The organism is Streptococcus mitis bv. 2 str. SK95, assembly GCF_000222705.1.
In the GTDB taxonomy this organism is placed as follows: Bacteria; Bacillota; Bacilli; order Lactobacillales; family Streptococcaceae; genus Streptococcus; species Streptococcus mitis_AY.
In genome coordinates this window covers 49,036-64,775 of sequence record NZ_AFUB01000040.1, presented here as the reverse complement: position 1 = coordinate 64,775, position 15,740 = coordinate 49,036, and the positions used below count along the sequence as shown (strand labels likewise).

Genomic DNA, 15,740 nt, shown 5'->3' with positions numbered 1-15,740 from the left:
CTAAAAATAGTTGGAGAACATTATGGTAATTGAAATCAAATCAGATCAGTTAACGGTCCAGTTTAAAACCTTAGGTGGCGCCTTGTCGTCGCTCAAGGATCGAGAAGGCATTGAGTATCTGTGGCAAGGAGATGCCACCTATTGGAGTGGGCAAGCTCCAGTACTTTTTCCAATCTGTGGCTCTTTGAGAGAGGATACAGCCTTCTATAGCCACGAAGATGGAACGGAGACGAAAGGAAGCATTCCGCGTCATGGTTTAGTCCGTAAAAAAGAATTTGAATTAGTTGATCAAACAGAAAACAGTGTAACCTTTGCTATCGAAGATGATGAGAATACTTATCAAAACTATCCTTATCATTTCCGCCTTGAAATCACTTATCTAGTGACTGGCAAGACTGTTCGTACTCAATACAAAGTCTTTAATAAAGAAAACAATAAAGTAATGCCATTCTTTATAGGAGGACATCCAGGATTTAATTGTCCTCTACTTGATGACGAAGTCTATGAAGACTACTATTTAGAGTTTGAAAAAGAAGAGACTTGCTCTGTTCCACGTCCTTTCCCAGAAACGGGAATGTTAGACTTCCAAGATAGAAGTCCATGGTTGGATTCACAAAAGGAAGTGGACCTCAGTTACGATCTGTTTAGTGTTGATGCAGTGACTTTGGATGAGTTGCAATCCAGAACAATTTCGCTTCGTTCGCGCAAGCATGAGAAGGGATTAAAAGTACACTTCCAAGAGTTCTCAAATCTCATCATTTGGTCAACTTTGAATAAGGGATCTTTCATTGCGTTTGAACCATGGTCTGGCTTGTCAACATCTCTTGAAGAAGGAGATCATTTAGAAGATAAGAAAAACGTTCGTCTCTTGGAACCCGGTCAAGTGGATCAAATTTGTTTTGATATTGAAATCTTTTAGATTAAAAAATAAAACACAAAAACAAACATTTACTGTTGACTTTTTCTGAAAATAGGAGTATATTATGTTTGTAAACAACAAATGATGTTTGCAACAAACAAATAATCACTTGTTATATTCTCTTTCGCGGAGAAAGTTTGTTTCTAGGAAATTGATTTCCTAGACTTGGATAAGGTGTTATTCATCTCATTCAATCAAATTTGTCAATAAACTGCTAGAAAGTCTTTTGTAGGTAAACTGCTAGTTATAAAAGTCTTTACTGGCCTAGAATAATAAAAAGGAGTAAACAATATGTCTATTGTTATTGGTGCAGATGCTGCAGGTTTGAGATTGAAAGAAGTTGTGAAAGACTTCTTGGAAAAAGAAAACTTCCACGTTGTGGATGTTACAGCTGAAGGTCAAGACTTTGTTGATGTGACTCTTGCTGTTGCTGCAGAAGTAAACAAAGAAGAACAAAATCTTGGTATCGTGATTGATGCTTATGGAGCTGGTCCATTCATGGTCGCAACTAAGATCAAAGGAATGGTTGCTGCAGAAGTTTCTGACGAACGTTCAGCTTATATGACTCGTGGCCACAACAACTCACGTATGATTACTATGGGTGCACAACTTGTCGGTAATGAATTGGCTAAAAATATTGCTAAAGGTTTTGTTAACGGTAAATACGACGGTGGTCGTCACCAAATTCGGGTTGATATGTTGAACAAAATGTGCTAATTAGATTACAGTAAGAAAGGTAAATTAAAAATGAGAATTGCAATTGGATGTGACCACATCGTAACAGATGAAAAAATGGCGGTTTCAGAATTTTTGAAATCAAAAGGACATGAAGTCATTGACTTTGGTACTTACGATCATGCTCGTACACACTACCCAATTTTTGGTAAAAAAGTTGGTGAAGCTGTTACAAGCGGTCAAGCTGATCTTGGGGTATGTATCTGTGGTACTGGTGTTGGTATCAACAACGCTGTAAATAAAGTTCCTGGTGTCCGTTCTGCCTTAGTTCGTGATATGACAACAGCTCTTTATGCTAAAGAACAATTGAACGCCAACGTTATTGGTTTTGGTGGTAAAATCACTGGTGAATTGCTTATGTGCGATATCATTGAAGCTTTCATCAATGCTGAATACAAACCGTCAGAAGAAAATAAAAAATTGATTGCGAAAATTGAGCACGTTGAAACTCACAATGCTCATCAAGCAGATGCAAACTTCTTTACAGAATTCCTTGAAAAATGGGATCGCGGTGAATACCACGACTAAGAGGTAACGCATGATTTTAACAGTCACAATGAATCCATCCATTGATATTTCTTATCCTTTGGATGAATTGAAAATTGATACTGTCAACCGTGTGGTGGACGTGACCAAGACAGCTGGTGGTAAAGGGCTCAATGTTACGCGAGTTCTTTCAGAATTTGGTGATTCTGTTGCTGCTACTGGTTTGGTCGGTGGCAAACTTGGTGAATTTTTGGTAGAACATATCGATGATAAAGTAACGAAAGATTTCTTCTCAATTCAAGGAGAGACTCGTAACTGTATCGCTATTCTGCACGGAGATAACCAAACAGAAATCCTTGAAAAAGGACCTGAAGTATTGGAACAAGAAGGGCAAGATTTCTTGGCTCATTTCGGAAATCTTCTTGACACTGTAGAAGTAGTAGCCATCTCAGGTAGTCTTCCAGCTGGCCTTCCAGTTGACTACTATGCAAACTTGGTAGAACTTGCTAATCAAGCAGGCAAACCAGTTGTTCTGGACTGCTCAGGTGCAGCTCTTCAGGCTGTCCTTGAATCACCGCACAAACCAACAGTAATTAAACCAAATAACGAAGAATTGTCTCAGCTTCTAGGCAGAGAAGTTTCTGAGGATTTAGATGAATTAAAGGAAGTTCTTCAAGAGCCTCTATTTGCAGGTATTGAGTGGATAATCGTTTCACTTGGTGCAAATGGTGCTTTTGCAAAACATGATGACACTTTCTACAAGGTAGATATTCCTAGAATTCAGGTAGTCAATCCTGTCGGATCTGGTGATTCTACTGTTGCAGGTATTTCATCAGGCCTTCTTCATAAGGAAACTGATCAAGAACTTCTTATCAAGGCAAATGTCCTTGGTATGCTCAATGCTCAAGAAAAAATGACTGGTCATGTCAACATGGCCAACTATCAAGCTCTATATGATCAATTAATAGTAAAAGAGGTATAAAATGGCTTTAACAGAACAAAAACGTGCATGCTTAGAAAAACTTTCAGATGAAAATGGTATTATCTCAGCTCTTGCCTTTGACCAACGTGGTGCTTTGAAACGCCTTATGGCTCAATACCAAACGGAAGAGCCAACTGTTGCTCAAATGGAAGAACTCAAAGTCTTGGTTGCAGATGAATTGACAAAATACGCTTCATCTATGCTTCTTGACCCTGAGTATGGACTTCCAGCTACAAAAGCGCTTGATGCCAATGCTGGTCTTCTCCTTGCTTATGAGAAAACTGGCTACGACACAACAAGCACCAAACGCTTGCCTGACTGTTTGGATGTTTGGTCTGCAAAACGCATCAAGGAACAAGGCGCTGACGCTGTCAAATTCTTGCTTTACTATGACGTAGACAGCGCTGACGAACTCAACCAAGAAAAACAAGCCTACATCGAACGCATCGGTTCTGAGTGTGTGGCGGAAGATATTCCATTCTTCCTTGAAATCTTGGCTTATGATGAAAAAATCGCTGACGCTGGCTCTGTAGAATACGCAAAAGTGAAACCACACAAGGTTATCGGTGCCATGAAGGTCTTCTCAGACCCACGCTTCAACATCGATGTTTTGAAAGTGGAAGTTCCAGTCAATGTTAAATACGTTGAAGGATTTGGTGATGGTGAAATCGTTCATACACGTGAAGAAGCAGCAGCCTTCTTCAAAGCGCAAGATGAAGCAACTAACTTGCCATACATCTACTTGAGTGCAGGAGTGTCAGCAAAACTCTTCCAAGAAACACTTGTCTTTGCCCACGAATCAGGCGCAAACTTCAATGGAGTTCTTTGTGGCCGTGCTACATGGGCTGGATCAGTTGAAGCCTACATCAAAGACGGTGAAGCAGCAGCTCGTGAATGGTTGCGTACAACAGGGTTTGAGAACATTGACGAACTCAACAAGGTTCTTCAAACAACAGCGACTTCATGGACTGAACGTGTATAAGTTTTCCCCCTCCTAATCTTAGGAACATTGATCTAAATAAAAATTTTTAAAAAAGTTTAATGTAAAGGTTTACAAAAAAACTTACTTGTGCTATACTTAAATCACAAGTTAATACAAGGTGAGTGTTACTAAGTAATATTAGGCATGATCACAGGTGGATTAGAAATCGATAGATTTTCTAGTTCATTTGTGGTCATTTTTTATACTCATATACCTTTAAGATACAAAAGGAGGTTGCCATGTATCGAATTCTAAATCCAATGAATCACAATGTTTCACTTGTCAGAAATGATAAAGGAGAAGAGGTGATTGTAATTGGTAAAGGGATTACATTTGGAAAGAAGAAGGGGGATTTGATTGCTGAAAATCAGGTTGAGAAAATCTTTCGGATGAAGACAGAAGAGTCCAGAGAAAACTTTATGGCTCTCCTCAAAGATGTTCCGCTTGATTTTATCACAGTGACTTATGAAATCATTGATAAGCTATCAAAGAAATATCATTATCCGATTCAAGAGTATCTCTACGTAACCTTGACAGATCATATTTACTGTTCTTACCAAGCTCTAACACAAGGAAGGTACAAGGATAGCAATCTGCCAGATATTTCTGCCAAGTATCCTGTTGCTTTTCAAATCGCAAATGAAGCATTTGAAATTTACCGTCAGAAGCTAGCGGATCATTTCCCTGAGGATGAAATTATTCGGATTGCTTATCATTTCATCAATGCCGAAGGAGAGAATGAAGTGGAAGTTGTGGAGTCGATAGATAAGAGAAAAGAAATTCTCAGGAATGTTGAAGAAGTGATGAAAAGTTACGCTATTCAGCGAACTAAAGAGAATAATCATTTCTATGATCGCTTTATGATTCATCTCAACTATTTTTTGGATTATTTAGACCGTTCCAGAGATGATAATCAATCTCTTCTGGATATGGAAGATCATATCAAACAATCCTATCCAAAGGCATTTGAGGTCGGTTCCAAGATCTATGATGTGATTACGCAACATACGGGTCTTGATTTGTATAAAAGTGAACGAGTTTATCTAGTTCTACATATCCAACGTTTATTGTCATAAAAATTTAATTAAAAATACATAAGGAGCATTCTATCATGAATAGAGAAGAAGTAACATTGTTAGGTTTTGAAATCGTAGCCTATGCTGGCGATGCTCGTTCAAAACTATTGGAAGCCTTGAAGGCTGCTGAGGCTAGCGATTTTGCGAAAGCAGATAGCTTAGTCGAGGAAGCTGGTTCTTGCATTGCAGAGGCTCACCACGCGCAAACAAGCCTTTTGACTAAGGAAGCAGCTGGTGAAGATTTGGCCTATAGTGTAACCATGATGCATGGCCAAGACCACTTGATGACAACTATCTTGCTCAAAGATTTGATGCACCATTTAATCGAACTTTACAAGAGAGGAGTTAAGTAATGAACAAACTAATTGCTTTTATCGAGAAAGGGAAACCTTTCTTTGAAAAACTGTCTCGTAATATCTACCTTCGTGCTATTCGTGATGGTTTCATTGCTGGAATGCCAGTTATTCTCTTCTCAAGTATCTTTATCTTGATTGCCTTTGTACCAAACTCATGGGGTTTTAAATGGTCTGATGATGTTGTTAATCTCCTCATGAAACCTTATAGCTATTCAATGGGGATTCTAGCTCTCTTGGTAGCTGGTACAACAGCTAAGTCATTGACCGACTCAGTTAACCGTAGCATGGAAAAAACCAACCAAGTCAACTATATGTCAACATTGTTGGCAGCAATTGTTGGTTTGTTGATGTTGGCAGCTGATCCTATCGAAAATGGCCTAGCTACTGGATTCTTGGGGACAAAAGGTTTGCTTTCAGCCTTCCTTGCTGCCTTTGTTACTGTAGCCATCTATAAGGTTTGTGTTAAGAACAACGTCACTATTCGTATGCCTGACGAAGTTCCACCAAATATCTCACAAGTCTTTAAAGATGTGATTCCATTCACTCTATCAGTGGTTTCTCTTTATGCTCTTGATTTACTAGCTCGTCATTTTGTTGGTGCAAGCGTAGCTGAATCAATCGGTAAATTCTTTGCACCATTATTCTCTGCTGCTGATGGTTATCTAGGTATTACCATTATCTTTGGTGCCTTTGCCTTCTTCTGGTTTGTTGGTATCCACGGTCCTTCAATCGTCGAGCCAGCAATCGCAGCTATTACCTATGCAAATGCTGAAGTCAACTTAAACCTTCTTCAACAAGGGATGCATGCAGACAAGATCCTTACTTCAGGTACACAAATGTTTATCGTTACCATGGGTGGTACGGGTGCGACACTGGTTGTTCCATTCATGTTCATGTGGTTAACAAAATCAAAACGTAACCGTGCAATCGGACGTGCTTCAGTAGTTCCAACTTTCTTTGGTGTAAATGAACCAATTCTGTTTGGTGCACCGCTTGTATTGAACCCGATTTTCTTTATTCCATTTATCTTTGCGCCAATTGCCAACGTATGGATCTTTAAATTCTTCATTGAGACGCTTGGCATGAACTCATTTACAGCCAACCTTCCTTGGACAACACCAGGTCCGCTCGGTATTGTTCTCGGTACAAACTTCCAAGTTCTATCGTTCATTCTTGCTGCCCTTCTAATCGTTGTTGACATTGTCATTTACTATCCATTCCTTAAAGTCTATGATGAACAAATCCTTGAAGAAGAGCGTTCTGGTAAAGTCAATGATGAATTGAAAGAAAAAGTAGCAGCAAACTTCAATACTGCCAAAGCAGATGCTATTCTTGAAAAAGCAGGTGTAGAAGCAGCGCAAAACACAATCACAGAAGAAACAAATGTTCTCGTTCTCTGTGCAGGAGGAGGTACAAGTGGTCTCCTTGCAAATGCTCTAAACAAGGCAGCTGCGGAGTACAAGGTTCCTGTTAAAGCAGCAGCTGGTGGCTATGGAGCTCACCGTGAAATGTTGCCTGAGTTTGATCTGGTTATCCTTGCTCCTCAAGTTGCTTCAAACTTTGAAGACATGAAGGCCGAAACCGACAAACTTGGTATCAAACTTGCTAAGACAGAAGGTGGCCAATACATTAAACTGACTCGTGATGGAAAAGGCGCTCTTGCCTTCGTTCAAGCGCAGTTTGAAGAATAAAATGTAAATACCAAAGAAGTGAGATGGAGGAACTCCTCCCAACTATATCCCCATCTCAGTTCTATTTCTTGAAAGGTGAATCAAATGACAAAAACACTTCCAAAAGACTTTATTTTTGGCGGAGCAACAGCAGCCTACCAAGCAGAAGGTGCAACCAATACTGATGGTAAAGGGCCAGTTGCCTGGGATAAATATCTTAAGGACAACTACTGGTACACTGCTGAGCCAGCCAGTGATTTCTATCACAAATACCCAGTTGATCTCAAACTTGCAGAAGAGTATGGTGTCAATGGTATCCGTATTTCAATCGCTTGGTCACGTATCTTTCCAACTGGTTACGGGAAAGTCAATGCCAAGGGAGTTGAGTTCTATCACAAGTTATTTGCAGAATGTCACAAACGACATGTTGAGCCCTTCGTGACCCTCCATCACTTTGACACACCAGAGGCGCTTCATTCAAACGGAGATTTCCTAAACAGAGAAAACATTGATCACTTTGTGGATTATGCAGCTTTCTGTTTTGAAGAATTTCCTGAAGTTAACTTTTGGACAACCTTTAATGAAATTGGGCCGATAGGGGATGGCCAGTATTTGGTTGGGAAATTCCCTCCAGGTATTCAGTACGACCTTGCCAAAGTCTTCCAATCTCATCACAATATGATGGTGTCGCATGCGCGTGCAGTAAAACTTTTCAAGGATAAGGGATATAAGGGTGAAATTGGTGTGGTTCATGCACTGCCTACTAAGTATCCTCTGGATCCAGATAATCCAGCAGATGTTCGTGCAGCCGAGTTAGAAGATATCATTCACAATAAATTTATTTTGGATGCGACTTATCTAGGACGATATTCCGAAGAAACAATGGAAGGTGTCAACCATATCTTAGCAGTCAATGGTGGAAGTTTAGATCTGCGTGAAGAAGACTTCGCAGTCCTAGAAGCTGCAAAAGACTTGAATGACTTCCTTGGAATTAACTACTATATGAGTGATTGGATGCAATCCTTTGATGGCGAAACAGAAATCATTCATAACGGTAAGGGTGAAAAAGGAAGCTCTAAGTATCAGATTAAGGGAGTTGGACGTCGAGTGGCGCCTGACTATGTCCCACGTACGGACTGGGATTGGATTATCTATCCTCAAGGTTTGTATGATCAAATCATGCGCGTGAAGAAGGATTACCCAAATTACAAGAAAATCTACATCACAGAGAATGGTCTCGGATACAAAGATGAGTTTGTGGATGGGACAGTCTACGATGATGGACGGATTGATTATGTGAAGAAACATATGGAAGTGATTGCAGATGCAATCTCTGATGGAGCCAATGTCAAAGGATACTTTATCTGGTCTCTGATGGATGTTTTTTCTTGGTCAAATGGTTACGAAAAGCGTTACGGCCTCTTCTATGTTGATTTTGAGACCCAGGAGCGTTATCCAAAGAAATCAGCTCACTGGTACAAGAAACTAGCTGAGACACAACTTATTGATTAAAATTCAACAAAAATTCCCCGCCAAAAGGCAGGGGAATTTTTATGGTTTTGATAAAAGAATGGTTGTTTGTTTCGATAGATCTTCAAATGTCTCCTGACTCAGTTTGGCATCTGAAACGATGGTATCAATCTCTGAGATATTGTAGAAAGTGTAAAAATCAAACTTATTAAACTTACTGTGGTCTGCCAGTAAGTATTTTTTATTGGCATTATTCAGGGCGATTCGTTGTACCTCGCCCTCTTCTTCACTGAAAGTAGCAATTGCCTTATCCTTAATACCATTACAGCTTACAAAAGCTTTAGAAAACTGAAGGTTGGTCAAATCCTGCAAGGTAAGTGTCCCTACAAAAGCACCAGTGATAGAGCGATAATTTCCGCCAATCAAGATCAAATCTGTTAATTTTCGTTCGTTTAGGATGAGAAAAACAGGAAGACTGTTTGTTACAACACGAATGTTATCGATAGGGAGCTCACGAGCAAAACATTCTAAGGTTGTTCCTGGTCCGATAAAAATGGTTTCACCTTCGTCAATCAAATGACCGGCAAAACGGCTAATTTCTTGTTTTTCAGCAATCTGCAAACCTTGTTTTTCGACATTTGAGCGTTCGTTGTTTAAGAGAGAACCTGTACGAAGTTTTTCAGCGCCACCATGCACGCGTACCAGCAAATCCTTATCTGCCAATTCTTGTAAGTAGCGGCGAGCTGTCATATCTGACACATCAAGACTCTCCATAATCTCTTTTACAGTAATAGTGCCTTTTGTGTTTACTGCTTCTAAAATACTATCTAGCTTTTCTTGCTTCAGCATCCTTATCACCTCGATTTCTACTATTATTATCTTACCATAAAACGCTCAATCAATCAAATAGAAAAAAACAAAATAAAACAAAAACAAAAACATCATGGTTTATTTAAACAAACCATGATGTTTTGAATAATTGGTAAAATTAGTCCAAACCGTAGTTGTAATCCTCATCTTGCATAGCTTCAACTTCACCAAGGAGGTAACCATTTCCGACTTGAGAGAAGAAGTCGTGGTTAGAAGTCCCTGTTGAAATACCGTTCATGACGATAGGATTGACATCATCAGCTGAATCTGGGAAGAGGGGATCTTGTCCGAGGTTCATGAGAGCTTTATTGGCATTGTAACGAAGGAAGGTTTTGACTTCTTCGGTCCAACCAACACCATCATAGAGGCTTTCTGTATAGCCCTCTTCGTTCTCGTAGAGGGTGTAGAGCAGGTCGTACATCCATTCTTTGAGTTTTTCTTGCTCCTCTTCAGGCAATTCGTTAAAACCAAGTTGGAATTTGTAACCAATGTAAGTTCCGTGAACAGACTCATCACGGATGATCAGTTTGATGATTTCCGCAACGTTGGCCAGTTTGTTGTTACCGAGATAGTAGAGTGGGGTAAAGAAACCAGAGTAGAAGAGGAAGGTTTCAAGGAAAACGCTGGCAACCTTCTTTTCAAGGGGGCTACCATTGAGGTAGATTTCATTGATAATTTCCGCTTTTCTTTGTAGGTAGGGGTTGGTGTTAGTCCATTCAAAGATTTCTTCAATCTCAGCCTTGGTGTTTAAGGTAGAAAAGATAGATGAATAAGATTTTGCGTGGACAGACTCCATAAACTGGATGTTGTTGAAAACAGCTTCCTCATGCGGTGTACGGATGTCTGAGCGAAGCGCCTGAACTCCTGTTTCAGATTGCATGGTATCCAAAAGGGTCAAACCACCAAAGACTTTTCCTACTAGGTCTTTTTCCTTGTTTGATAGTTTTCTCCAGTCGTCAAGGTCGTTTGACAAGGGGATACGCGTATCGAGCCAGAATTGCTCCGTCAGCTTTTCCCAAGTTGATTTGTCGATGACATCTTCGATGGCATTCCAGTTAATGGCTTTGTAGTAAGTTTCCATTTGAAATCTCTTTCTGTATGTAATAATGCGATGATGGAATCTTCTCTATTTTATCATAGTCTGAGAAGAGTATCGCACAAAAAGTCGGAAGACCGACTTTTCATTTTTCCTAGTATTTTAGATGCTTATCCAAGTTTATTCTAGTGTAATCCTTTAATCAGTAATCTGAGGGAATTTAGTTGGCTCAGATTAAAACTAAATCACACAGCTTTCACATTGGTTAGCGCCAACTTCTCCACCGTCGTCTGTAAAGGTACGGACGTAGTAGATAGACTTGATTCCCTTGTTAAAGGCATAGTTACGAAGGATAGACAAGTCACGTGTGGTTTGTTTATTTTCCTTCTTCCATTCGTAAAGACCTTTTGGAATATCACTACGCATGAAGAGGGTGAGTGAAAGTCCTTGGTCCACGTGCTCTGTTGCAGCAGCGTAAACATCAATCACCTTACGCATATCCATATCGTAAGCAGAAGTGTAGTAAGGGATAGTATCTGTTGACAAACCTGCAGCTGGATAATAGATCTTACCGATTTTCTTCTCTTGGCGCTCTTCGATACGTTGTGTAATCGGGTGGATAGAAGCAGAAACATCGTTGATGTAGCTGATAGAACCATTTGGCGCTACAGCAAGGCGGTTTTGGTGATAAAGACCATCTGCTTGAACCTTTTCGCGAAGTTCAGCCCAGTCAGCAGCACTCGGGATAAAGACGTCTTTGAAGAGTTCTTTGACACGGTCTGATTTTGGAACAAATTCGCCTGTCACATACTTGTCAAAGTAGCTACCGTTAGCATAGTCTGATTTTTCAAAGTTGTGGAAGGTGATACCACGTTCACGTGCGATATTGTTTGATTCCACCAAGGTCCAGTAGTTCATAAGCATAAAGTAGATGCTAGTGAATTCAACTGACTCAGGTGATCCGTATTCGATTAGTTGTTGGGCAAGGTAACTATGAAGTCCCATGGCACCAAGGCCAAAGGTGTGAGCCAAACTATTTCCGTGGTCGATAGTAGGAACAGCTACGATGTGTGAACTGTCTGTAACGAAAGTAAGGGCACGAACCATAGCGCGGATAGAACGACCAAAGTCAGGTGAGGTCATCATGTTGACCACGTTTGTTGATCCAAGGTTACATGAAACATCTGTTCCCATTTGAAGGAATTCTTGAGCATCGTTGATCAAGCTTGGTTCTTGAACTTGAAGAATCTCAGAACACAAGTTACTCATGATAATCTTTCCATCAACAGGATTAGCGCGGTTAGCCGTATCAATGTTGACTACATAAGGATAGCCAGATTCTTGTTGTAATTTAGAGATTTCAGTTTCCAAATCACGTGCCTTGATTTTTGTCTTGCGGATGTTTGGATTTGCGACCAATTCATCGTATTTTTCAGTGATGTCGATATAGTTGAACGGCACACCATATTCAAGCTCTACAGAGTATGGGCTAAAGAGATACATTTCTTCATTTTTACGAGCCAATTCGTAGAATTTATCTGGTACCACTACACCAAGTGAAAGAGTCTTCACACGAACTTTTTCATCGGCATTTTCTTTCTTAGTAGAAAGGAAGGCGATGATGTCAGGGTGAAAGACGTTGAGGTAGACAACCCCAGCACCTTGACGTTGCCCGAGTTGGTTTGAGTAAGAGAAGCTGTCTTCAAAAAGCTTCATAACTGGTACGACACCAGAAGCAGCACCTTCATAACCTTTGATAGGAGCTCCGGCTTCACGAAGGTTGCTGAGGGAAATTCCCACACCACCACCAATACGTGAAAGTTGAAGAGCTGAGTTGATGGAACGTCCGATAGAGTTCATATCATCAGTCACCTGAATCAAGAAACAAGATACCAACTCCCCACGACGAGCACGTCCAGCATTCAAGAAGGAAGGAGTAGCAGGTTGGTAGCGTTGGTGGATGATTTCATTGGCAATATCAATCGCAACAGCTTCATTACCATCTGCGAAATAAAGTGCGTTAAAGAAGACGCGGTCTTCCATGCTTTCAAGGTAATATTCACCGTCATTAGTCTTCAAGGCGTATTGATTATAGAACTTATAGGCAGCCATGAAAGACTTGAATTGAAAGTTTTGATCCTTGATAAATTGAGACAATTCTTCCAAGAATTCTGGACGGTATTTCTTAATAAATGCTGTTTCAATGTAGTTGTGTTCAATGAGGTAGTTGATTTTATCAGTGATTGAATCAAAAACCATAGTGTTTGGAACTACATTTTCTTTAAAGAAAGCATCCAAGGCTTCTTTATCTTTATGAAGCATGATTTGTCCATTAACAGGACGGTTAATTTCGTTATTGAGACGGAAGTAGGTCACGTCCTCAAGATGTTTTAATCCCATAAAATTTCCTTTATCTAATTACAAAAGAAAGGCCTCTAAGTTAGCCCTAGAAGCGAGTTTCTTCTGGATGATGTACTAAGATTATGCTAATTGTTTCAGTTTTCCTGGTTGGAAGCCTGAAAAGACTTCAGTTGGTGTTTGGATAACAGGAGCTGCGCTGAAACCGAGCTCTTTAACTTGATCGATGTACTCAGGTTGCTCGTCGAGATTGATCTCACGATAGGCCACATTGTTGCTGTCCAAGAAACGTTTGGTCATTTTACATTGTACACAATTATTTTTAGAATAAACCGTTACCATTTTCGTAACTCCTCATAAAATTTGATTACTTTCTTAGTATATCAGAAAAAAAAACTTTGTCAAACTTTTTAAACTAAATCTTGTGCCTAAAAGTTACAGTTTCAAAAACCAAATACAATATATAGTGGTTTTTGAAACATAAGCTTTGACTTTCATTGAACTATCAAAGTTTATTAAAACAAAAAAACTATATCCTGTATGTTGGTAATTTATATAGAAGATTTTCAGCAAGTTATCTGAAAGGAAATTGAAGAAAGTCCATAAAATACTTGAAAAATTATCTTAAAGGTGATATAATACACTATTGTAAGGGTTATCACTTATAACTCAAATAGAAAACACTTAAAGGAGAGTCAAACTATGGCTTCTAAAGATTTCCACGTAGTGGCAGAAACAGGTATCCACGCACGTCCAGCAACATTGTTGGTTCAAACAGCTAGCAAATTTGCTTCAGATATTACTCTTGAGTACAAAGGTAAATCAGTAAACCTTAAATCTATCATGGGTGTTATGAGTCTTGGTGTTGGCCAAGGTGCTGACGTTACAATTTCAGCTGAAGGTGCAGATGCTGACGACGCAATCGCTGCTATCACTGAAACTATGGAAAAAGAAGGATTGGCATAAGGAAAATGACAGAAATGCTTAAAGGAATCGCAGCATCTGACGGTGTTGCAGTTGCAAAAGCATATCTACTCGTTCAACCGGATTTGTCATTTGAGACTATTACAGTCGAGGATACAAACGCAGAAGAAGCTCGCCTTGATGTCGCTCTACAAGCATCACAAGACGAGCTTTCTGTTATTCGTGAGAAAGCAGTAGGTACGCTAGGGGAAGAAGCGGCTCAAGTTTTTGACGCTCACTTAATGGTTCTTGCTGACCCAGAAATGATCAGCCAAATCAAGGAAACAATCCGTGCGAAGAAAGTGAATGCAGAAGCAGGTCTGAAAGAAGTTACAGATATGTTTATCACTATCTTTGAAGGCATGGAAGACAACCCATACATGCAAGAACGCGCAGCGGATATCCGCGACGTTACAAAACGTGTATTGGCTAACCTCCTTGGTAAAAAATTGCCAAACCCAGCTTCTATCAATGAAGAAGTAATCGTCATTGCACATGACTTGACTCCTTCTGATACAGCTCAATTGGACAAAAACTTTGTTAAAGCTTTTGTAACCAATATCGGTGGACGTACTAGCCACTCAGCTATCATGGCACGTACACTTGAAATTGCTGCTGTATTGGGTACAAACAACATCACTGAAATCGTTAAAGACGGTGACATTCTTGCCGTTAACGGTATCACAGGTGAGGTTATTATCAACCCGACTGATGAGCAAGCAGCTGAATTCAAGGCTGCTGGTGAAGCTTATGCGAAACAAAAAGCTGAATGGGCGCTCTTGAAAGACGCTAAAACAGTAACTGCTGATGGTAAACACTTTGAATTGGCTGCCAACATCGGTACTCCAAAAGACGTTGAAGGTGTCAATGACAACGGTGCTGAAGCTGTTGGTCTTTACCGTACAGAGTTCTTGTACATGGATTCTCAAGACTTCCCAACAGAAGACGAGCAGTACGAAGCTTACAAAGCTGTACTTGAAGGAATGAACGGTAAACCTGTTGTCGTTCGTACAATGGATATCGGTGGAGATAAGGAACTTCCTTACTTCGATATGCCTCACGAAATGAACCCATTCCTTGGATTCCGTGCCCTTCGTATCTCTATCTCTGAGACTGGAGATGCTATGTTTCGCACACAAATCCGTGCCCTTCTTCGTGCGTCTGTTCACGGTCAATTGCGTATCATGTTCCCAATGGTTGCGCTCTTGAAAGAATTCCGTGCAGCCAAAGCAGTCTTTGACGAAGAAAAAGCAAACCTTCTTGCTGAAGGTGTTGCAGTTGCGGATAATATCCAAGTTGGTATCATGATCGAAATCCCAGCAGCAGCAATGCTTGCAGACCAATTTGCTAAAGAAGTTGACTTCTTCTCAATTGGTACAAACGACTTAATCCAATACACAATGGCAGCAGACCGTATGAACGAGCAAGTTTCATACCTTTACCAACCATATAACCCATCAATCCTCCGTTTGATCAACAACGTTATTAAAGCGGCTCACGCTGAAGGGAAATGGGCTGGTATGTGTGGTGAGATGGCTGGTGATCAACAAGCTGTTCCACTCCTTGTCGGAATGGGCTTGGATGAGTTCTCTATGTCAGCAACATCTGTACTTCGTACACGCAGCTTGATGAAAAAACTCGACACAGCTAAGATGGAAGAGTACGCAAACCGTGCCCTTACAGAATGCTCAACAATGGAAGAAGTTCTTGAACTTCAAAAAGAATACGTTGATTTTGATTAATCGAAAAGTCCTTGCAACTCAGTTGCAGGGATTTTTTGATATTTTTTAAAGAATTATCAAGGTAAACTGTTTAATATGAATCCTTACGAAGACAA

Annotated in this window: 15 protein-coding genes; 11 read left to right on the top strand and 4 right to left on the bottom strand. The window is 40.1% G+C overall.

Going from position 1 to position 15,740, the window contains the following annotated elements:
• Window positions 1–22 precede the first annotated feature (22 nt).
• The 9 genes from HMPREF9965_RS12820 (at window position 23) to lacG (ending at window position 8,718) form a co-directional block, all read left to right on the top strand.
• Entirely contained in the window at window positions 23–919 is an 897-nt protein-coding gene (locus HMPREF9965_RS12820) for an aldose 1-epimerase family protein (protein WP_000234160.1), read from the top strand.
• Window positions 920–1,210: 291 nt separating this feature from the next.
• On the top strand, window positions 1,211–1,636 hold the full coding sequence (lacA, locus tag HMPREF9965_RS08345; protein WP_000029278.1) for a galactose-6-phosphate isomerase subunit LacA: 426 nt from the start codon (window positions 1,211–1,213) through the stop codon (window positions 1,634–1,636).
• A 30-nt stretch (window positions 1,637–1,666) separates the two neighbouring features.
• Window positions 1,667–2,182: a galactose-6-phosphate isomerase subunit LacB gene (gene lacB / locus HMPREF9965_RS08340; protein WP_001216904.1), complete on the top strand. Its 516-nt coding sequence runs from the start codon at window positions 1,667–1,669 to the stop codon at window positions 2,180–2,182.
• Window positions 2,183–2,192: 10 nt separating this feature from the next.
• On the top strand, window positions 2,193–3,122 hold the full coding sequence (locus HMPREF9965_RS08335; protein WP_000604254.1) for a tagatose-6-phosphate kinase: 930 nt from the start codon (window positions 2,193–2,195) through the stop codon (window positions 3,120–3,122).
• Between the two features lies 1 nt (window position 3,123).
• On the top strand, window positions 3,124–4,104 hold the full coding sequence (gene lacD / locus HMPREF9965_RS08330; protein ID WP_001219107.1) for a tagatose-bisphosphate aldolase: 981 nt from the start codon (window positions 3,124–3,126) through the stop codon (window positions 4,102–4,104).
• Between the two features lie 239 nt (window positions 4,105–4,343).
• On the top strand, window positions 4,344–5,180 hold the full coding sequence (locus HMPREF9965_RS08325; RefSeq protein ID WP_000285739.1) for a PRD domain-containing protein: 837 nt from the start codon (window positions 4,344–4,346) through the stop codon (window positions 5,178–5,180).
• A 35-nt stretch (window positions 5,181–5,215) separates the two neighbouring features.
• Window positions 5,216–5,533: a PTS lactose/cellobiose transporter subunit IIA gene (locus HMPREF9965_RS08320; RefSeq protein ID WP_001078334.1), complete on the top strand. Its 318-nt coding sequence runs from the start codon at window positions 5,216–5,218 to the stop codon at window positions 5,531–5,533.
• The gene (locus HMPREF9965_RS08315; protein WP_001037316.1) at window positions 5,533–7,227 is read left to right on the top strand and encodes a lactose-specific PTS transporter subunit EIIC; all 1,695 of its coding nucleotides are present in this window, start codon (window positions 5,533–5,535) and stop codon (window positions 7,225–7,227) included. The genes HMPREF9965_RS08320 and HMPREF9965_RS08315 overlap by 1 nt, the downstream gene beginning before the upstream one ends.
• A gap of 84 nt (window positions 7,228–7,311) precedes the next feature.
• Complete coding sequence (gene lacG, locus HMPREF9965_RS08310) at window positions 7,312–8,718, top strand: 6-phospho-beta-galactosidase (protein ID WP_000169305.1); 1,407 nt, start codon at window positions 7,312–7,314, stop codon at window positions 8,716–8,718.
• A 39-nt stretch (window positions 8,719–8,757) separates the two neighbouring features.
• Here the strand turns inward: lacG and HMPREF9965_RS08305 are convergent, their stop codons facing one another.
• The 4 genes from HMPREF9965_RS08305 to nrdH form a co-directional block, all read right to left on the bottom strand.
• Window positions 8,758–9,525: a DeoR/GlpR family DNA-binding transcription regulator gene (locus HMPREF9965_RS08305; protein WP_000917584.1), complete on the bottom strand. Its 768-nt coding sequence runs from the start codon at window positions 9,523–9,525 to the stop codon at window positions 8,758–8,760.
• 139 nt (window positions 9,526–9,664) lie between these two features.
• On the bottom strand, window positions 9,665–10,627 hold the full coding sequence (gene nrdF, locus HMPREF9965_RS08300; RefSeq protein WP_000451378.1) for a class 1b ribonucleoside-diphosphate reductase subunit beta: 963 nt from the start codon (window positions 10,625–10,627) through the stop codon (window positions 9,665–9,667).
• Between the two features lie 195 nt (window positions 10,628–10,822).
• On the bottom strand, window positions 10,823–12,982 hold the full coding sequence (gene nrdE, locus HMPREF9965_RS08295; protein ID WP_000523268.1) for a class 1b ribonucleoside-diphosphate reductase subunit alpha: 2,160 nt from the start codon (window positions 12,980–12,982) through the stop codon (window positions 10,823–10,825).
• Window positions 12,983–13,063: 81 nt separating this feature from the next.
• The gene (gene nrdH, locus HMPREF9965_RS08290) at window positions 13,064–13,282 is read right to left on the bottom strand and encodes a glutaredoxin-like protein NrdH (RefSeq protein WP_000259240.1); all 219 of its coding nucleotides are present in this window, start codon (window positions 13,280–13,282) and stop codon (window positions 13,064–13,066) included.
• Window positions 13,283–13,642: 360 nt separating this feature from the next.
• Between nrdH and HMPREF9965_RS08285 the strand changes: the two genes are divergently transcribed.
• Both HMPREF9965_RS08285 and ptsP read left to right on the top strand, forming a co-directional pair.
• Window positions 13,643–13,906, top strand: a complete 264-nt coding sequence (locus HMPREF9965_RS08285) for a phosphocarrier protein HPr (RefSeq protein WP_000146948.1) — start codon at window positions 13,643–13,645, stop codon at window positions 13,904–13,906.
• Between the two features lie 5 nt (window positions 13,907–13,911).
• Window positions 13,912–15,645 carry a phosphoenolpyruvate--protein phosphotransferase gene (gene ptsP / locus HMPREF9965_RS08280; RefSeq protein ID WP_025170849.1) on the top strand — a complete coding sequence of 578 codons (1,734 nt, stop codon included), beginning with the start codon at window positions 13,912–13,914 and terminating at the stop codon, window positions 15,643–15,645.
• Window positions 15,646–15,740 lie beyond the last annotated feature (95 nt).

What these genes read in the sequence shown, in the direction of transcription:
- nrdE (WP_000523268.1), bottom strand. Translation starts at nt 12,982, where the DNA reads ATGGGATTAAAACATCTTGAGGACGTGACCTACTTCCGTCTCAATAAC.
- HMPREF9965_RS12820 (WP_000234160.1), top strand. Translation starts at nt 23, where the DNA reads ATGGTAATTGAAATCAAATCAGATCAGTTAACGGTCCAGTTTAAAACC.
- HMPREF9965_RS08320 (WP_001078334.1), top strand. Translation starts at nt 5,216, where the DNA reads ATGAATAGAGAAGAAGTAACATTGTTAGGTTTTGAAATCGTAGCCTAT.
- HMPREF9965_RS08335 (WP_000604254.1), top strand. Translation starts at nt 2,193, where the DNA reads ATGATTTTAACAGTCACAATGAATCCATCCATTGATATTTCTTATCCT.
- lacG (WP_000169305.1), top strand. Translation starts at nt 7,312, where the DNA reads ATGACAAAAACACTTCCAAAAGACTTTATTTTTGGCGGAGCAACAGCA.
- HMPREF9965_RS08315 (WP_001037316.1), top strand. Translation starts at nt 5,533, where the DNA reads ATGAACAAACTAATTGCTTTTATCGAGAAAGGGAAACCTTTCTTTGAA.
- nrdH (WP_000259240.1), bottom strand. Translation starts at nt 13,282, where the DNA reads ATGGTAACGGTTTATTCTAAAAATAATTGTGTACAATGTAAAATGACC.
- HMPREF9965_RS08325 (WP_000285739.1), top strand. Translation starts at nt 4,344, where the DNA reads ATGTATCGAATTCTAAATCCAATGAATCACAATGTTTCACTTGTCAGA.
- lacB (WP_001216904.1), top strand. Translation starts at nt 1,667, where the DNA reads ATGAGAATTGCAATTGGATGTGACCACATCGTAACAGATGAAAAAATG.
- lacA (WP_000029278.1), top strand. Translation starts at nt 1,211, where the DNA reads ATGTCTATTGTTATTGGTGCAGATGCTGCAGGTTTGAGATTGAAAGAA.
- HMPREF9965_RS08305 (WP_000917584.1), bottom strand. Translation starts at nt 9,525, where the DNA reads ATGCTGAAGCAAGAAAAGCTAGATAGTATTTTAGAAGCAGTAAACACA.
- nrdF (WP_000451378.1), bottom strand. Translation starts at nt 10,627, where the DNA reads ATGGAAACTTACTACAAAGCCATTAACTGGAATGCCATCGAAGATGTC.
- ptsP (WP_025170849.1), top strand. Translation starts at nt 13,912, where the DNA reads ATGACAGAAATGCTTAAAGGAATCGCAGCATCTGACGGTGTTGCAGTT.
- HMPREF9965_RS08285 (WP_000146948.1), top strand. Translation starts at nt 13,643, where the DNA reads ATGGCTTCTAAAGATTTCCACGTAGTGGCAGAAACAGGTATCCACGCA.
- lacD (WP_001219107.1), top strand. Translation starts at nt 3,124, where the DNA reads ATGGCTTTAACAGAACAAAAACGTGCATGCTTAGAAAAACTTTCAGAT.